The organism is uncultured Paracoccus sp. (assembly GCF_947487305.1).
Taxonomy (GTDB): domain Bacteria; phylum Pseudomonadota; class Alphaproteobacteria; order Rhodobacterales; family Rhodobacteraceae; genus Paracoccus.
In genome coordinates this window covers 1-1,086 of record NZ_CANKWH010000067.1, presented here as the reverse complement: position 1 = coordinate 1,086, position 1,086 = coordinate 1, and the positions used below count along the sequence as shown (strand labels likewise).

The window sequence follows — 1,086 nt, the reverse complement described above, 5'->3', positions numbered from 1 at the left end:
ATCATCGGCTATACCGATTTCCCCAGCCGCATGGGGGCGCAGAGCTCGGAACTTTACGGCAACAACATCCGCCATTTCATGGCCGACCTGACGCCGAAGAAGGACGGGGTCATCGCCCATAACATGGAGGATGACGTGATCCGGGGCGCCACGGTGACCCATGACCACGCCATCACCTATCCGCCGCCGCCGCCGAAGATCGCGGCCATCGCGGCGCAGAAGCCGAAGGAGAAGAAGAAGGAGCTGACGCCCGAGGAGCGCCGCGCCGCCGAGGCCGCCGCCTTCAAGGCCGAGACCCGCAGCCAGCTGATGCTTCTGGGCGGGGGCGGGCTTCTGCTCTTGCTGATCGGCCTCGTGGCCCCGGCCAGCTTCATGTCGCATTTCATCGTCTTCGTGCTGGCCTGTTTCGTGGGCTTCCGGGTGATCTGGAACGTCGCGCATTCGCTGCACACGCCCTTGATGGCGATCACCAATGCGATCAGCTCGATCATCATCCTGGGCGCGCTGATGCAGATCGGCTCGGGCTCCTGGCTGGTGGTGATCCTCGCGGCGCTGTCGGTGCTGATGGCCGGGGTCAACATCTTCGGTGGCTTCATGGTCACCCGGCGCATGCTCGCCATGTTCCAGAAATCGTAAGGAGGGGATCATGGAATACGGATTCACCACTGCCGCCTATGTGGTTGCCGCCATCCTGTTCATCCTCTCGCTCGGCGGGCTGTCGGGACAGGAAAGCGCCAAGCGGGCGATCTGGTACGGCATTGTCGGCATGGCGCTGGCGGTTGTCGCGACGCTGTTCGGGCCGGGCTCGGGCAACTGGCTTCTGTCGGTCATCATGATCGCCGCCGGTGGCGCCATCGGCTGGGTCGTGGCCAAGCGGGTGCAGATGACCGAGATGCCGCAGCTGGTCGCGGCGATGCACAGCCTTGTCGGTCTGGCCGCGGTCTTCGTGGGCTTCAACGCCCAGCTGGAGATGGGCCGGGTGATGCGCGCGCTGCGGGACGGCACCACCGAGCAGTTCCGCGGCTTTGCCGCAGTTCTGACCCACAAGACCCCGGCGGAACTGAACATGCTGCAGATCGAGGTCTT

General features: G+C 64.7%; 2 protein-coding genes. Both read left to right on the top strand.

The window, feature by feature from the left end:
* The coding region (locus Q1A36_RS21270) for a proton-translocating transhydrogenase family protein (RefSeq protein WP_299848168.1) at window positions 1-636 on the top strand (636 nt) is incomplete at its 5' end.
* Window positions 637-646: 10 nt separating this feature from the next.
* Window positions 647-1,086, top strand: a 440-nt coding sequence (locus Q1A36_RS21265; protein ID WP_299848166.1) for an NAD(P)(+) transhydrogenase (Re/Si-specific) subunit beta, incomplete at its 3' end; no start/stop codon positions are given.